The 15,036-nt window shown below is 59.5% G+C and carries 14 protein-coding genes; 1 reads left to right on the top strand and 13 read right to left on the bottom strand.

Annotation, left to right across the window (positions count from 1 at the left end):
* Positions 1-5: 5 nt before the first annotated feature.
* From LQE90_RS02560 to LQE90_RS02600, 9 genes are all read right to left on the bottom strand, one after another.
* On the bottom strand, positions 6-2,480 hold the full coding sequence (locus LQE90_RS02560) for a molybdopterin-containing oxidoreductase family protein (RefSeq protein WP_216529173.1): 2,475 nt from the start codon (positions 2,478-2,480) through the stop codon (positions 6-8).
* 285 nt (positions 2,481-2,765) lie between these two features.
* Positions 2,766-3,212, bottom strand: coding sequence for a PIN domain-containing protein (locus tag LQE90_RS02565; protein ID WP_216529172.1), 447 nt, complete (start codon positions 3,210-3,212; stop codon positions 2,766-2,768).
* Entirely contained in the window at positions 3,209-3,514 is a 306-nt protein-coding gene (locus LQE90_RS02570; protein ID WP_216529171.1) for a type II toxin-antitoxin system RelB/DinJ family antitoxin, read from the bottom strand. Before LQE90_RS02570 ends, LQE90_RS02565 begins: the two co-directional genes overlap by 4 nt.
* 125 nt (positions 3,515-3,639) lie before the next feature.
* Positions 3,640-4,356: a response regulator transcription factor gene (locus LQE90_RS02575; RefSeq protein ID WP_114566660.1), complete on the bottom strand. Its 717-nt coding sequence runs from the start codon at positions 4,354-4,356 to the stop codon at positions 3,640-3,642.
* Positions 4,349-6,025, bottom strand: a complete 1,677-nt coding sequence (locus tag LQE90_RS02580; protein WP_216529170.1) for an ATP-binding protein — start codon at positions 6,023-6,025, stop codon at positions 4,349-4,351. Before LQE90_RS02580 ends, LQE90_RS02575 begins: the two co-directional genes overlap by 8 nt.
* Positions 6,026-6,642: 617 nt before the next feature.
* Positions 6,643-7,635 carry a ribosome small subunit-dependent GTPase A gene (gene rsgA / locus LQE90_RS02585; RefSeq protein ID WP_114566662.1) on the bottom strand — a complete coding sequence of 331 codons (993 nt, stop codon included), beginning with the start codon at positions 7,633-7,635 and terminating at the stop codon, positions 6,643-6,645.
* Positions 7,636-7,688: 53 nt separating this feature from the next.
* Positions 7,689-8,261 carry a hydrolase gene (locus LQE90_RS02590; protein WP_225749597.1) on the bottom strand — a complete coding sequence of 191 codons (573 nt, stop codon included), beginning with the start codon at positions 8,259-8,261 and terminating at the stop codon, positions 7,689-7,691.
* A 38-nt stretch (positions 8,262-8,299) separates the two neighbouring features.
* On the bottom strand, positions 8,300-9,820 hold the full coding sequence (locus LQE90_RS02595) for a TrkH family potassium uptake protein (protein WP_114566663.1): 1,521 nt from the start codon (positions 9,818-9,820) through the stop codon (positions 8,300-8,302).
* A gap of 55 nt (positions 9,821-9,875) precedes the next feature.
* Positions 9,876-10,013 carry a hypothetical protein gene (locus LQE90_RS02600; protein WP_216529169.1) on the bottom strand — a complete coding sequence of 46 codons (138 nt, stop codon included), beginning with the start codon at positions 10,011-10,013 and terminating at the stop codon, positions 9,876-9,878.
* Positions 10,014-10,299: 286 nt separating this feature from the next.
* Between LQE90_RS02600 and LQE90_RS02605 the strand changes: the two genes are divergently transcribed.
* Positions 10,300-11,646, top strand: coding sequence for a purine-cytosine permease family protein (locus LQE90_RS02605; RefSeq protein WP_216529168.1), 1,347 nt, complete (start codon positions 10,300-10,302; stop codon positions 11,644-11,646).
* 252 nt (positions 11,647-11,898) lie between these two features.
* Here LQE90_RS02605 and LQE90_RS02610 read toward each other — a convergent pair whose 3' ends face one another.
* The 4 genes from LQE90_RS02610 to LQE90_RS02625 form a co-directional block, all read right to left on the bottom strand.
* Positions 11,899-12,726 carry a nitrilase-related carbon-nitrogen hydrolase gene (locus LQE90_RS02610; protein ID WP_114566673.1) on the bottom strand — a complete coding sequence of 276 codons (828 nt, stop codon included), beginning with the start codon at positions 12,724-12,726 and terminating at the stop codon, positions 11,899-11,901.
* Between the two features lie 163 nt (positions 12,727-12,889).
* Positions 12,890-13,327: a MarR family winged helix-turn-helix transcriptional regulator gene (locus LQE90_RS02615; protein ID WP_181792544.1), complete on the bottom strand. Its 438-nt coding sequence runs from the start codon at positions 13,325-13,327 to the stop codon at positions 12,890-12,892.
* An 82-nt stretch (positions 13,328-13,409) separates the two neighbouring features.
* A complete protein-coding gene (locus tag LQE90_RS02620) occupies positions 13,410-13,709 on the bottom strand; it encodes a ferredoxin family protein (protein ID WP_216529167.1) in 300 nt (99 codons plus the stop codon).
* Complete coding sequence (locus LQE90_RS02625) at positions 13,706-15,001, bottom strand: FAD-dependent oxidoreductase (RefSeq protein ID WP_216529166.1); 1,296 nt, start codon at positions 14,999-15,001, stop codon at positions 13,706-13,708. The genes LQE90_RS02620 and LQE90_RS02625 overlap by 4 nt, the downstream gene beginning before the upstream one ends.
* Positions 15,002-15,036: the final 35 nt, after the last annotated feature.

Genomic DNA, 15,036 nt, shown 5'->3' on the forward strand with positions numbered 1-15,036 from the left:
CTCCCTTACAGTTTCTCGATCATGACCGCAACATCATTGAAAGCCTGGTTTGCAATCATGGAGTTGTAGTCCTTCGAAGACAGGTTTGCAAAATGACCATCGATGAAATCGTCTTTCTGCCAGCTGCGTCCCGACGAGATCATCTTGCGCGGCAAACCAGCGCTGATAGCCGCCTTCATGACCACATACCCGTTATCGTTGGATAAGCGTACGGTATCGCCCTCTGCAATGCCCAGCTCAGCCGCGTCATCGGGGTTGATACGCACCACCGGCTCGCGCTCGAACTCGCGCACGTAGCCGCATTCCCACCATTGCGTATGGGTATGAGTGCGCATGTGCTCGGACAGCAAGCTAAACGGATACGTCTTCCGATACTCGCGGTCCTCGCCAACGTAGACGGGAGTCTCCCAATGCAAACCGCGCTCTTTCGAGATGTCGAAATCGGTCGTAGCAACGTTGTTGGGAACGGCAACCTCCTGGTACAGCTGAATGCGCCCAGTTTCCGTAGGCAGCGGATCGGCGGAGCCCAGCTTGTCGCCTTCCGGATAGATGCGAACAGCGCCCTTCGCCTTGATGTTCTCAAGCGTGCAGTCCAAAGACTTCCAATACTCGGAATCCAGAATGGTCTCGGCATACTCGTCTTCCGTGCACCAGAACTCGCCCAAACCAAGGCGATCCAGAATATCGCCAAAGATTTGGAAGTCAGGCTTCGATTCGCCCTGCGGCTCGACGCACTTTTCCTGCCACAAAAGATACGGGTGAGAAGAGAACAAGAAGCCGATGTCCTGCTGCTCGAACCAATGAGCGGCGGGCAGCACGATATCCGCGTACTTGCACGTTTCGGTCATGCACATGTCGGCCACCACGACGAACTCGAGAGCATCGATCCAGCGTGACGTATAATCGTTGCTGCACATGGTCACAAGCGGGTTCGAGCAATGGATGTACGCGCTTTTCACCACGTAGTCCTCGCCCTTGAACTTGCCCGTAGTGAACACCTCTTCGAACACCGTCGTATCCAGATGTCCCGAAATGCCCGGAGCCGCCTCTCCTGCGGAATTAACCGGATAGCAGGCACCTTTGATGTTGGAGAACAGCATCTGAGGCAGGTATTCCTCGCTCTGGCCGATCGCAGCACCAGGCTTGCCAGCATTGCCAGTCAGCAATCCGACCAAATATACCGGCCAACCAGTGTAGTGTGCGTTGCGATAATGGTTCAAGCCTTGCATGATTTCGGTCGTCACCGGACCGTCCTCGTGATACACGCGTGCCAGCTCTTGAATGTCCTCTACGGAAACGCCGCACACAGCAGATGCCGCTTCGGGCGTCCAAGCGGAAATGTAACTCATAGCATTCTCGTACACCGTTTGAACCACAATGCCCTCGATGGGAGCCACGTTCTTGAGCGCCGGCTTCTGAGCCTCGCTGAACGCAACGGCCTTGCTCGCAGCTTCGTCCCATACGGCAGGCGGGCTGATAACCTTCGGCTTGCCCGTAAGCGGGTCAACGTCGCCCTCGGTCGGCTCAACGCCCAGATCGCTCATGCGTAGGTACATGCCATCTTCCTTGATGAGCAGGCCACAGTTGGTCTTGCTGCGCAGCGTATCCTCATCCACCCAACCGTTCCCGATCAGCACGTTCAAAACACCTAACGCGAGCGCACCGTCCGTACCGGGCTTGACGGGTATCCACCAATCGGCCTTGGCCGTGTTCGGGTTGTACACCGGATCGATCACGATAAGGCGCGTCCCGTTTTCCTTTGCCTCCATCATGAAGTGCAGGGTATGAGGGAGCGAAATAGCAGGGTTGTTGCCCCAAAGAATCTGCGTTTTTGCATTCTTACGATCAGTAAGCTCATTGCCCAGATCAGCTCCACCATGAGCACGCGACGCGCCGTATCCCGTTCCTACGTCAACATCTAGGCCGGCGTCGGTGCATCCAAGAATGTTCTCGAACCGCACAACCGCACCTGCCGCGTTGCAACTACCGCTATACAAAGCATAGTTTCCCGATCCGTAAAAAAACATGATGGACTTCGGGCCGAATTGCTCGCGATAGCTCTTCCACTTCTCAGCTATGGTATCGAGCGCCTCGTCCCAGCTAATGCGCTCAAAATCGTTCGAACCACGCTCTCCCACGCGTTTCATGGGATACAGCACGCGCTCCGAACTGTACATACGACCCACGTGCGTCAAGCCACGAGGACAGATGCGGTTGTACTCCGTGTTCGGCATATCGCGCGCCGACGTACGCACCACTTGCCCGTCGCGCACGTGCACATTCAAAAAGCAGCCGCCGCCGCAGTTACCACGGCAGACACCCGGGTAAAGCTGCGTCTCGGGGGCTTCCTGCTTCTTGTCCGTTTCCTCCAGATTCTTGGCCTGCGGGCTGCAGCCAACCAGCGCGCCCGTTGCAGTGAGCGCCGCCGCGCCCTTGATGAAGCTTCTGCGGGTGAAACCATGCGTTGCATTTTCAGCCATGCTTGCTCCTCTCGTTCTCTCCCCACGACCTCTCGGCCGCACCGTTCTTGTGCTGCGAACAGCAGGGAGGGAGGCCGTCCGCAGCACAAGATGGAAAGTCTCGCTTCCCCCGACTTTCCCTTGCTATGCACTCTACGGATCATTGAAAATTATTGCGATAAACCGAAAATAAGTTTTGCGTTAAGAAGATATTAACCGGATATTAATGACTAGATTAATAAGATTAAATGGTGCATCGAGGATGCGAAAAGGTGCCGGACAATCTCGCCAAGCAAGAAAATCCGCCTAAGACCTGGCCAGATCGTACTCATAGCCAGCGGGGCGGTAGACTTCGCAGAACTGCTGAGGGGTCATAGCGGCAACGGGAGATCCGACAAAGTCCCGCACGTTTCGAGTCACAATGAGATCGACTCCATGTCGAAAAGCAGCCCAGGCGACCATTGCATCTTCAAAATCGCCCAGAGGATCGACCAACGCGTGACGAAGGTCAACCTCCGTCACATCAAGGACGCTTACGACGTCAACTAAATTCTGGAGCGCCGAAATGGCTCCCGGCTTTGAAGCGTATTTACGAGCAGAAAGAACGTACTGAACCGTGGGCGCCATCGACGCGGTCATGAATGGCTCGAACCGCTTCAGCAACATCACGTCCAACGCCTGGAACGAATAAAGCACGTCTTCGGTCGCTCCTAAAATGTCAACTATGACATTAACGTCAAGAAGCACTTTCATGAGCGCAACCCCGGTCCGTGCTTTTCTACCAGGTAGTCGCGATATTCCTGCCGTGCGTCAACTCCACGAGGCAAGTCGACCACCCCCACCAGCGAACGAAGCTTCTCGCGGCGCTTGGACACTTCGTCGCATGCACCCGCATCGCCACGCATCCACTCAGGCACACGTTGCTCTCGCTCCAAATACTCATAGAGGCATCGAACGGCTTGCGTCGTCGACACCCCTTCGCGCGCCAAAACTTGACCTCCGCGACGCTTCAGGTCTTCCGGCAACCGCGCATTAATCGTTCCCGCAACAGCCATTTTCGCCTCCTTTGCTCTGCACGATCTTAACAAATTGCATTATGTAATGCAATTTGTTAAGACATAATGCCTTGCTTGATGCAGGAAACAAGCGGAGTAACGAATCTTTGGCTTCCCGCGAGCCCTTAACCCTCCACTCGATCAGCCATCTTGTAACCCACGCGCTGAACCGTTAGCAGGTACCGTGGCTCGGAAGGGTTCTCTTCGATCTTCTCGCGAATCTTGCGCACGAACACCGTTATGTTGTTGGTCGGTTTGCAGTTGGCATCGGACTCGCCCCAGATGTACTCCTGAATTTGGCTGCGCGTGAACACCTTGCCCGGGTGCGCCGCCAAAAACGCCACGATCTCGAACTCCTTCGTGGTCAGTTGCACCGGCTTTCCCTTGATGCGCACCTGGTACTCTCCAAAATGCACTTCAAGATCGCCAATCTGAGCAACCCCCTCCCGATTTCTCGAGCGCGCAAAATCTATCGTGTCCTTATGACGGCGGATGTTCGCCTCGATGCGCAGCAGCAACTCCATGGCATCGAACGGCTTGGTCACATAATCGTCCCCACCCGACCGAAAGCCGATGCTCTTGTCGACAATATCGCATTTCGCAGAAAGGAAAATGACCGGAATGCGGCGGCCTTCTTCGCGGATGCGCGCACACAAATCGAACCCGTTCGTTCCCGGCAGCATCACGTCGAGCAACAGTAGGTCGGGCTTTTCATGCAGAAGCATCTCCATGCCCGATTCGGCGTCTTTCGCGCCACAAAATGCGTACCCGTTCGACGTTAGAAGCTGCTCGATCGCCTGTCGCAAATTATCCTCATCGTCGATGAGCATCACCTTATACATCGTCTTCCCCCACTATCAGCCTCTTCGGCACCGTAATAACGAAAGCGCTGCCCTTCCCCACTTCGCTCTCCACCGAAATGGCGAACCCTTGCACGTCAGCGTATTCGCGCACAAGGGCAAGGCCCAGGCCGCTGCCATTGTACTTTCGCGTCGACGTGCTATCCACCTGGAAGAATCGCTCGAAAATGCGCTCCTGGTCCTCGGGCGCAATGCCTATGCCGGTATCGACCATCGACAGCGTTACCACCTGACGATTCTCGTCGTATGCCACCCTCAACTCCACTGACCCGCCGTCGGGCGTGAACTTGATGGCGTTGCTGGCCAGGTTTTCAAGCATACGCAACGTCTTCTCGTAATCGCCGTTCACCAGGGGCACGTCCGAAGCAACCCTCGTGCGGAACGAAACCTCGTACTTGCGCGCGAGCGGAGCCATGGTGCCCTTGACCGACGCCGCCACGTCGCCCAAATCCATCGGCTCGCATGTAGACTTGATGCTGCCCGCGTCGGATCGTGCGATGTCCAGCATGTTGTTGATCATGTTGAGCAAGATCTGGCTGTTCTTCTCGATTTCCTCCCAAGACCGCCGATCGCTTTCACGCCCCGGATCGCACGTTTCGCGCGAAATCTGCGCGAACGTAATGATAGACGTCAACGGAGTGCGCAGCTCGTGGTTCACCATGGACAAAAGATCGGACTTGAAACGAGTCTCCTGCTCAAGGCTTTCGTTCAGCTTTTCCAACTTGTCGCGCTGATGCTCGAGCAGCGCATTGGCTTCCTGCAAATCAATCGTGCGAGCCTCAACCTGCGACTCCAAGTGCTCGTACATATCGCGCAGATCGCCCGCCATGTCGTTGAACCCGCCAACAAGCTGCTGCACCTCTTTCGCCGCATGCCCGCCGCCCAGTTCTGCATCCATACGGCCGCGCTTCAGCTTTCCGAACGCCGCATGCAACCCCCCTATCGGGCGCAGCACGAAGAAGGTTGTCACCACGTAGATCACCGCGCCAATGAACACGGTGATCCCCAGGAAGAACACGACGTCGCGAATCACGTTGTCGCGCAGCGTTTGCTGTTGCTGATCGATGGGAATGACAATGCTGATAGCGCCCCCAACGGAATCGAGCGTCCATCCTTCTTTTTCCTTGCCGGTAACGTCAAGCTCGCCCGCCGGTTCGCCGTGACAGGACAGACAGCTGTTATCAACCTCAAGTGCTTGCAGGTACCGGAAACGCTCTTCCCCCTGATACTCGGCAATGCCGTAATGTTCTTTCACCGACGAGTTGGCGTTGAAGCGTTCGAGCGCTTCCGCCTCGAATTCATCGGGTATGTCCTGCTCGCTGCGCGGGTTGAAATTGGTGTAGCGAATAGCGTAGTCGCTGCCGGCCGAGAATAAGCGCCCGACGCTCTTTCCAACCAATGAGCAGTGCAAACCCTTGAATTCGTACGTCCCGTCAGAAGTGTTGTTGATCACGCTTTGCGAGTTGTCCATAAACTGCCACACGGCGTCCATTTCGCGAGCAAACGTGCGGGCCTCTTCCAGCAAAGCCGCCTCGGTCTGGCGCTGCTGCGAGTAGAAATCGAACACGGCAAACGCAAGAAACGACACGCCGAACACCGCCGTCAACGCAGCTAGATAAATAGTTTTCAGACTGAAAGAGTGCTTCCCCATGCGCGTCCCCGCCCCCGTATTCGCAACGCCCCCTCGCATTGCGATGTAAACCCTAGCACAAGACTAAGAGCCACGTAAAGCAGTGCGCATCGGGCGCATGGCCGAAAACGGAAGCAGGGGAACGTGCGAACGGCCCTCGCGCGATTCGCGGCGGCACCGCAATCGAACAGCCCCGTACGTTCGTCGACATCAGCGATAAGCAGGCGATTCCTCGGTGACGTGCCGGCGCGCTGCCCGCTTGCCGCCGCTTGCCGCCGCCGCAGGGGAAGCATGCGCACGAAAAACCGCCTTCGCTGGCAGGTTTTGACGGTTTGAGGTCGTCATGTTGAGCGCTCTCTTCGCCATGGCGCTGCCCGCGTTTAGTTTTGCCTGGTCACAGCTTTGGAGTGTCGCATCGCGCTTTCGAGGGCGCTCGTCCGGCCAAGCAAAACGACCCCTAAACGTGAAAACCTGCCAGCGAAGGCGGTTTTTCGTGCGCGGATGCGCCAGCGGCGGGCCGCCGGTGCAGCCGGCCCAGGCGCGACCCCCCGTCGGCGGCTCGTCGGCGCATCCGACCCTCACGTGCAACCCCTCCAGCGGCCACCGGCGCAGTCAACCCGCAGACGCGGCACTCGACGCTACCGCTTCCTGCGCGCGCGTCCCTTTCCGCCCTTGCGATCGGATGCCTTCTCGCCGCGCATGCGACGAGCCTCCTCGCGACGTTCGCGCAGGTCAGCGGTTTCCTGCTTGAGCACTCGATAGGACGCGAACCGCTCCTTGCTGATCTCGCCAGCCTCCACCGCAGCACGCACGGCGCACCCAGGCTCGTCAACATGGCGGCAATCGCGGAATCGGCAGCCCTCGGCAATCTCTTCCACGTCCGAGAACGCGGCGCCGATGCCCGCATCGGCCTCCCACAAGCCCAGGCCGCGCACGCCGGGCATGTCCACCATGAACCCGCCGCCGGGAATGGGGACCATCTCGCGACTCACCGTGGTATGACGGCCCTTCCCGTCGTCGCGCACGGGCGTCGTTTCTTGAATATCGCTTCCCACCAGCATGTTCACCAGACTCGACTTCCCCACGCCGCTCTTTCCCAGCAGCACGGCAGTCGTATTTCGGGGCACCAGATCACGCACGGCCTCCACACTGACGGGATCGTTTTCGGAAACCACCAGCGTCTGCACGTCGGGACCCACCAGCGCGCGCACGCGATCGCGCACCTCGGCCACATGCGCTTCGTCCTCGGCAAGATCCGCCTTAGTCAGCACAACGGTCACCAAGGCACCCGTTTCGTAAGCCAGCACCAGCTCGCGCTCAAGCCGACGAGCGTTCACGTCGGCAAGGGGCTGCGCCACGAACACGCGGTCGAAGTTCGCGGCAAGCACCTGCGGAAGCGCCCGTTCGGTCGGATCTTTGCGCACGAACGCGCGCGTGCGCGGAAGAATACTGGCTATGATGCCCTTGTCATGCCCCTCCGGCACGTCCACTTCAACGAAATCGCCGATCACGGCGCGCACTTCCTCGCCCTTGACCAGCGCCGTTGCATGTTCGCATCGCACAAGCGTCCCATCGTCGCATCGCACAAGCGGATATCCACGATCAAGCTTGACTACCTGGGCCCTTTGCAAGCGTCCTCCTCTGCTCCAATCGGCACAACCGCACCCTCACCATCAAAAAAGCGCTAGCGCTGGCGCTCCCTCAACCAATAGAATACGCCCGTCATGGCAAGGCCGATGGCCACGGCCACGATACCGGGGACGAACGTTCCGAACACGAACGGATCCTGCTTTCGCTCGCCGGGCTCGATAACGGTCACAACTTCGGCATGCAAGTCCGACAGACCCTCGTGCTCCGGGCACACCAGGTGAAACGTTCCTCGCACCTGCACGATGGAGCCTTTTCTGTCGTACGCGCCGAACGTGTCTATTTTCGCCGCCGCCTCGCTCGACATGTACACCGTAATGGTTGCCGAATCGCCCGGCGACGAAAGCGTGATCCAGCGATGCCTTCCATCCAAGCCCTCTTTGATGCTATCGCCAATGGCCTCGCCCGTTACTTGCACGGTTTGGTTATCGTAATACGCGTCGGCCTCGCTCAAGTCGGCAATGGACGTATCGTAGATGAACGAGCTATCGGGAAGCTGCTGCGGATTCACCGCATTCCCGCCTTCGGCCTCTTCGGCATACGCCGTTGCAGCGGCACCGCTCGACGCAAAGCTCCCGATCAGAATGCACGCCATCAAGACCGCCGCCATCGTCCACCACGTTCTTTTCCTGTTGCACCACGGCACGTTCACGACCGATGCACCAACCTTCGGGGATCAAGCGACACGACAATTTCAACGATAAGCGCCAGAAGCGTCACGAACTCAAGACGGCCGGCCCACATTTGAAGGATGTAGAACAGCTCGAGGGTGACCGGCATACCCGGAGCCGCAAGCCCCGAAGAAATGCCGCCGTTGCTGGCCATAGCCACCGATTCGAAAATAGCCTGCGTCGCGTCGTAACCATGGGCAATGCCCACCAGCGAGCCAATCGCATACGTGACCACGTACAGCACGAACACCGTCATAGCCTCTTTCACCACTTCGGGCGAGAGAATGCGGCGACCAACGTGATTGTAGTCAACCACCACGCGCGCGGAGTCGGGCGCAAGTGCTTCCTTGATAGTTGCCACCAACGATTTCATGATAACGCCCATGCGGCTGAACTTGAAACCGCCCGAAGTGGACCCGCCGCTGCCTCCGACGGCCATCAGAATGGCCACCACCAAAAACGCGCCCGACGAAAGGGCCGTGGTCAGCTGATTTGTAGTGACGTTCTGAAATCCCGTAGTCGAGAAGGCCGAGATCACCGTGAACAAGCCGCGCCGCAGCATGGCCGGCAGGTTGGAAAACTCGGCGCTCGCGCTCAACGAAGCTGCAAAAACACAGGTCATGACCGCAATCCACAAAACCATCGTGCGAATTTCCAAGTCTTTGAAGAACACTTCGACATGGCCCTTCCACACCTCGGAATGAAGCACGAAGTTGATGGATCCCAGCAGCATAAGCAGCATGAGCACCAGCTCGATGGGCAGGGAATGATAGTACATAACGCTTTGGCTCATGGGCGCGAATCCGCCGGTCATAAAGCCGGAAATCGACAGCCACAGCGACTGCAAAAGCGCGCGCGACGGCTCCATCCCTATGAACAGGCACATGCCCGTCAAGATAACCGTTGCAATGAGGATGATGCCGACGGCGATCTTCGCAATGAACTGCGTGGTTTGGACCACGTTGGGAACCACGTGCTCGCTTCGGCCCTCGGACATATACAGGCTGGCACCCGCGCGCTTGCCGAACAGGCCGAACGACAACGCCACAACGATGAGTCCCAAGCCTCCGATCAGGTGCATCATGAAGCGCCACATGTTGTCGGCGTTCGACAGGTGATCCAGATCGGTGATGATGCTTGCGCCGGTGGTGGTAATGCCCGACACGCCGTCGAACAACGCGTCAAGGTACGTTTCGTAGTGGCCCGACAGGTGGAGGGGAATCGTGGCAACCATAGCCAGCACGATCCAAGCCAGACCGGTGACAACAAGGGCTTGCTGGCGGTTGAGCCGTCCGGGCTCTATGCGCAAAAAGCGCAGGCCAGACCCTATGATAAGAGAAACGCCAATGGTCAGCAGATAGTTGGCCGCAGGAATCCATTCCTGAAACGCAAGAGCCGTCGCAAACGGCACCAGCAGCGCCAAGGACGAGAACAGCACGAGCACGCCCAGGTAGTGGCCGATGACCCGGACATCGTATAAGGTGAACCGCTGCCACATGGTGCGCTCTAACCTCGCTTTATTCCGCAGACGCGCGGTGTTATCTCGAAGCCGATCAATCCAGCACGACCCTTACGACAATGATAAGCGTCCACAGCGCAAGCAAAAAGCAAAGCAACGCCAACATCACAACGCCGAACCCCAGGGCTGGCGTCTCGATAGCTTGGCGGATGTCCTGTTTTCTTTTGCGCATGCAGGTATTCTAGTACAAATATGCGCAACACGACACGCCAGCTCGGCAACAGCGCACAACCCAGAAAAGACGCCGAAGCGCCAGCTTTGCATATTCGCAGCCCGTTCGCAAGGGCGTTCAGCAAAGAAATCGACACCTAATCGTTAAACTTTTCACCTGCGGGGCTTGCGCAAGGGGTGTCAAGGTATAATTTCCGAATCTTTTAATCGCCCGCACAAATTTACAACCATTCGTGCGGACATGGGGTTTCCCGTCGCAAAAGCGCGCGGGACGGAAAGGAACAGTAATGGCAACGGAAGAAGACATCGACTACTCGTTGTCGCGCGTTCCTGACGAAGCGAAACAGCCGTTTTGGCGGATTCTCTTCATCAGGATCGGCGCGATCTGCTGCGTGTCGCAGCTCATGTTGGGAGCCGCACTCGGCTTCGGCTTGACCTTTTGGGACGCGTTCCTGGCAACCATGCTGGGATCGGTGCTGCTGCAGGTAGTCAGCTGGGCGCTTGGCACCGCCGCTGCCCACGAGGGCTTGTCCACCAGCTTGCTTTCGCGCTGGGCGGGCTTCGGCAAGGGCGGCTCTGCCCTGTTCGGCGGCGTTGTGGCCATCTCGATGGTCGGCTGGTTCGGCGTGCAGAACTCCGTGTTCGGCGAAGGCATGGCCAGCATCGTCACGCTGACCGACTTCCTGGGCGGCATGGAGTACCCGATTTGGGCCATCGTCACCGGCCTGGGCATCACGCTCCTGGTCGTGTTCGGCATCAAGGCCATCGCGAACTTCGCGGCTATATTCGTGCCCTTGTTCGTGATCGTGGTCATTGTGGCCGCAGCCATCATCCTGCAGAACCACTCGCTCACCGAGCTTCTGACCACCGCGCCTCCGGGACCGGCCCTTACCCTGGGCGCCGCCACCACCATGGTTGCGGGCGGCTTCATTGCAGGCGCCATCTGCACCCCCGACTACGCGCGCTTCCTGAAGAACGGCAACCAGGTGTTCTGGATGACGCTCATCGGCACGTTCGTGGGCGAACTGGGCATGAACCTTCTGGCCGTTCTGCTGGCGCACGCCATGGGAACCGAGAACGTCGTCGACATCATGATGGGCACCTCGGGCATCATCGGCGTCATCATCGTTGTGGCCTCTACGGTCAAGCTCAACGACATCAACCTGTACTCGTCCAGCTTGGGCCTGGCCACCATGCTGAACGCCCTGTTCAACAAGAAGCTCAGCCGCAACGCGCTGGTATGGATGCTGGGCATCGTGGGCACCGCGCTGTCGGTTATCGGCATCATCAACTACTTCACCGACTTCCTGGTGCTGCTGGGCGTGGCTATTCCGCCCGTCGCCGGCATCATGGTCATCGACTACTTCGTGCTGCGCCGCAGCCGCAAGACGCTCGACGAGTCGCGCGCCAAGGGCCAGCTGCCCGCGAAGGTCGAGAACTGGAACCCCATCGCAATCGTGTGCTGGATCGCCGGCTTCGCCGTGGGCGAAGTCACCAGCATCATGGCAATCGGCATTCCGGGCCTGAACTCGCTTGTTCTGGCCGGTGTGCTGTACTGGGCCATCATGAAGGCTTACGCCAGCATCAAGAAGCAGGACGTGATCACGTTCGCGGAAACGGATCAGGTCCTGTAAGCGAAGAGCATAGCTCCTTGCAGGTGAAAGCCCCGCTCGCGCGCACTGCGCCGGCGGGGCTTTTCGTTTGTGCGCAAATCAGCCTGCTTGCGCGAGTCAGCCTGGAAGCACATTGTCGCCCGAAACGTACGTTTTTCGGGCTGAAAACGTACGTTTCGGGCGACAATGCAGGCGGCGCTAGCTCTCGGCGCAATGGGAAACGCCGACGATAGCGGCAGGCCCAGCGAAAGCGCAGTTCAACCAGACTTCCCCTTACGGCAGCAGCACCAAATCGTACAAGTCGGGACGGCGATCGCGCAGATAAGGGCTGCGCTCGCGGAAGCCGTCGATCTCGTTCAGATCGATATCCGCGTACAGCACGCCTTCGGCAGGATCCTCCAGCTGCGCCACCACATGGCCGCGCGGGTTGCACACCAGCGAACGACCGGGCATCGACAAGCCGTCCTCTTCGCCGAAGCGGTTCACAGCCGCCAAGAACACCGTGTTCTCCAATGCGCGGGCAGGGGCGTTCACGTCCCACACGTCCATGTCCTCGGCGCACCACGCACTGGGGCACACCACCAGGTCGGCGCCTTGCAAGGTCAACATGCGCGCCACCTCCGGGTAGCCCATGTCGTAGCAGATCATCACGCCGACGCGCCCGAAATCAGTCTCGAACACCGGGCAGTCGCAGCCGGAGCGGAAGTAGAAGCGCTCCAAAGCCCACAGGTGCTGCTTGTCGTACGTACCCATGAGGTTGCCGCCGCGGTCAATGAACACGGAGCTGTTGTACACCACGCCGGTCAAATCGTACGTCAGCGCAAGACCGGCAACCACGTAGCAATTCGCAGCGCGAGCAGCTTCGCACAAAGCCGTAACCGTAGGGCCTTCCACCGGTTCGGCGAGTTCGACAATGCGAGGTCCCACGATGTTCAGCTGGTACCCCGTAGAGAACAACTCGGGGAAAATCACCAGGTCGGCGCCTTGTGCCCCAGCCTCGGCTATCATGCGGCAAGCTTTTTCGGTATTGGCGGCCGGATCGCACAGGGCGCTTTCAAACTGGACGAGCGCCAAACGCGCCGTGCGCTTCGCTTCGGTCATGAACAACTCCTTTATTGGGTGCAGATTTCGTCTTGACGGCATTATCTCATGACGAACGCAGAACGCCAAAGAACAAGCAGCCGAATGTCGGGAAGATGGACGCAGCAGGGCGAAAGCCGCAGCAAACGCGCCGCGTTATCAGCAAAAAGCTCGGAACAGACCGTCAAACGCGCGTTGGACGGCCGTACGAATTCGCGAATTCCAACACCTTGTCGAGCGACGCCATAAGATCCTCGATCTCGTCCACGCCAATCGTGTTGCAGAATTCCGTGATAAGCGCGTGCATCTCGTACTGGCACCCTTCTGCCAGCTCCCATCCACGCTCCGTCAGCTCGATCGACACGGTTCTCGCATCATCGCGCAGCCGTTCCCGCTTCACGTACCCTTTGTCTTCAAGCGGCTTGAGCGCTTGCGACAGCGAACTGGCGGGCATGCGGAGCAATCGGGCGAGCGACCCGGGACGGATCGTCTCGCCTTTCTTCTGATGGCCTGACAAAACCATCAGGACATCGGCTTCGAGTTGCGAAAGGCCCATGCGCGCCATGTACGGCTGCGAACACGTCCGGTTGACCTCTTTCACCAACCGGAAAAGTTCGGTCACGATCGCTATTTCTTGAAGGGAAGCCTTCATCGGGGCCTTTCGCTTGCTCGAATCCACATACTCTGTCTAGGATAGCGGAATCCTAGCCGAAGCGGTACTCCACGCCCATGGTGGGCTGGGGGTTCTCCCACTTCTTCACGATGGTCGAGCCGCAGGCTATGCGGCAGGTGCCGCACTCCAGGCAGCCGGCGTAGTCGAACGACTTCGCGCCCGACTCGTCGACCTTGTAGAGGGCCGCCGGGCACACGCGCACCAGCTTGAGGAACTCCTCGTCGTCAGGGTCGTCCACCAGCTCGATGTGGGCGTTCTCCTCGTCCACCTCGTACTTGTCCAACGCCAGGAACTCGTCGACGTTGACCGTGATCTCGCATACCTTGCTCACAGCGCCTTCACCGCCTTTCGCACCTCGCCTGCGAGCTTGAACAGCCCGCGCTTCTTCACGATGGGCATCATGCGCTTCACGAGCGGCTTCTGCGGCGCGCCGTCCACGCTGAACATGGCGTTGAAGATCTCCCTCACCATGGCGGGGTACTCGCCGAACATGCGGTCCCAGCCCTCCATGACGTGGGGCCACTTGCGGAAGGTCTCGAGGTCCTTGACGACGAACGAGTCCTCCATGGCCTGCTTGTACGAAGCCAGGCCCGCCGCGCTCGTGTCGCCCGCGTCCAGCGCCTTGACGGCCGCCTGCCCCGCCATCTGGCCCGACGCCACGGCGAAGTCCATGCCGCGCACCTGGTAGCCCATGTTCATGCACAGGCCCGCCGTCTCGCCGGCCACCAGGCAGCCGTCGAAGACGTACTTCGGGATCATGTTGTAGCCGCCCTCGGGCACCATGTGGCCGGAGTGCTCGACCAGCTTCGCGCCGCGGATGATGGGCGCCACGGCCGGGTGGCTCTTGAAGTCCTCGAGCATCTGGTACACCGGGTACGGGTTCGACGCGTCGGCCGCCGTGGAGACGGTGGCCACGAGGCCGAGCGAGATCGAGTCCTTGTTGGTGTACAGGAAGCCGCCGCCCACGTTTCCGTGCGTGCAGTCGCCCACGAACAGCATCGCCGCGCCCTCGCCCTCCGGGCACAGGAAGCGGTCCTCGATCTGGGAGGCCGGCAGCTCGAGCACCTGCTTGATGCCCACGGCCATCTGCGAGGCCTTGGGGCGCGGGTTGCCCAGGCAGCGCTCGGCGAGCACGGTGTTGCAGCCCTCGGCCAGGACGACCACCTCGGCGGTGATCTCGTCCTCGCCCGCGCGCACGCCGCAGACCTTGCCGGAGCCGTCCTTCAAGAGCTCCTCCACGGCGATGCCGCAGATGTACTCGGCGCCCGCGTCCTCGGCCTTGGAGGCCAGCCACTGGTCGAACGGCCCGCGCAGGACGCTGTAGGAGTCCTTGCCCTCCTCGGCCAGCTCCGGGCTGGCGAAGTCCACCGCCAGCTGCGCCGCGGGGTCCATGAACGCCATGCGCTCGTGGGTGATCTTGCGCTCGAGGGGCGCCTCCTGCTCGAAGTCCGGGAACACCTTCTTGAGCGAATGCGAGTAGATCCGCCCGCCCGTCATGTTCTTGGCGCCGGCGAAGCTGCCGCGCTCGACCACGAGGACCGACTTGCCGGCGCGCGCCAGCTCGTAGGCCGCCACGGCCCCAGCGCAGCCGGACCCGACGACGATCGCGTCGAAATCAGCCATGTCCTATCCTTTCTCGTATCGGGGTGAAGGGGCCG

Origin of the sequence: Paraeggerthella hominis, assembly GCF_021044775.1 — a bacterium.
GTDB lineage: Bacteria > Actinomycetota > Coriobacteriia > Coriobacteriales > Eggerthellaceae > Paraeggerthella > Paraeggerthella hominis.

Bases quoted from the DNA above. Each gene is read 5' to 3' on its own strand.
- LQE90_RS02560 (WP_216529173.1), bottom strand. From the start codon at position 2,480: ATGGCTGAAAATGCAACGCATGGTTTCACCCGCAGAAGCTTCATCAAG.
- LQE90_RS02565 (WP_216529172.1), bottom strand. From the start codon at position 3,212: ATGAAAGTGCTTCTTGACGTTAATGTCATAGTTGACATTTTAGGAGCG.
- LQE90_RS02570 (WP_216529171.1), bottom strand. From the start codon at position 3,514: ATGGCTGTTGCGGGAACGATTAATGCGCGGTTGCCGGAAGACCTGAAG.
- LQE90_RS02575 (WP_114566660.1), bottom strand. From the start codon at position 4,356: ATGTATAAGGTGATGCTCATCGACGATGAGGATAATTTGCGACAGGCG.
- LQE90_RS02580 (WP_216529170.1), bottom strand. From the start codon at position 6,025: ATGGGGAAGCACTCTTTCAGTCTGAAAACTATTTATCTAGCTGCGTTG.
- LQE90_RS02590 (WP_225749597.1), bottom strand. From the start codon at position 8,261: ATGGCGGCGGTCTTGATGGCGTGCATTCTGATCGGGAGCTTTGCGTCG.
- LQE90_RS02595 (WP_114566663.1), bottom strand. From the start codon at position 9,820: ATGTGGCAGCGGTTCACCTTATACGATGTCCGGGTCATCGGCCACTAC.
- LQE90_RS02600 (WP_216529169.1), bottom strand. From the start codon at position 10,013: ATGCGCAAAAGAAAACAGGACATCCGCCAAGCTATCGAGACGCCAGCC.
- LQE90_RS02605 (WP_216529168.1), top strand. From the start codon at position 10,300: ATGGCAACGGAAGAAGACATCGACTACTCGTTGTCGCGCGTTCCTGAC.
- LQE90_RS02610 (WP_114566673.1), bottom strand. From the start codon at position 12,726: ATGACCGAAGCGAAGCGCACGGCGCGTTTGGCGCTCGTCCAGTTTGAA.
- LQE90_RS02625 (WP_216529166.1), bottom strand. From the start codon at position 15,001: ATGGCTGATTTCGACGCGATCGTCGTCGGGTCCGGCTGCGCTGGGGCC.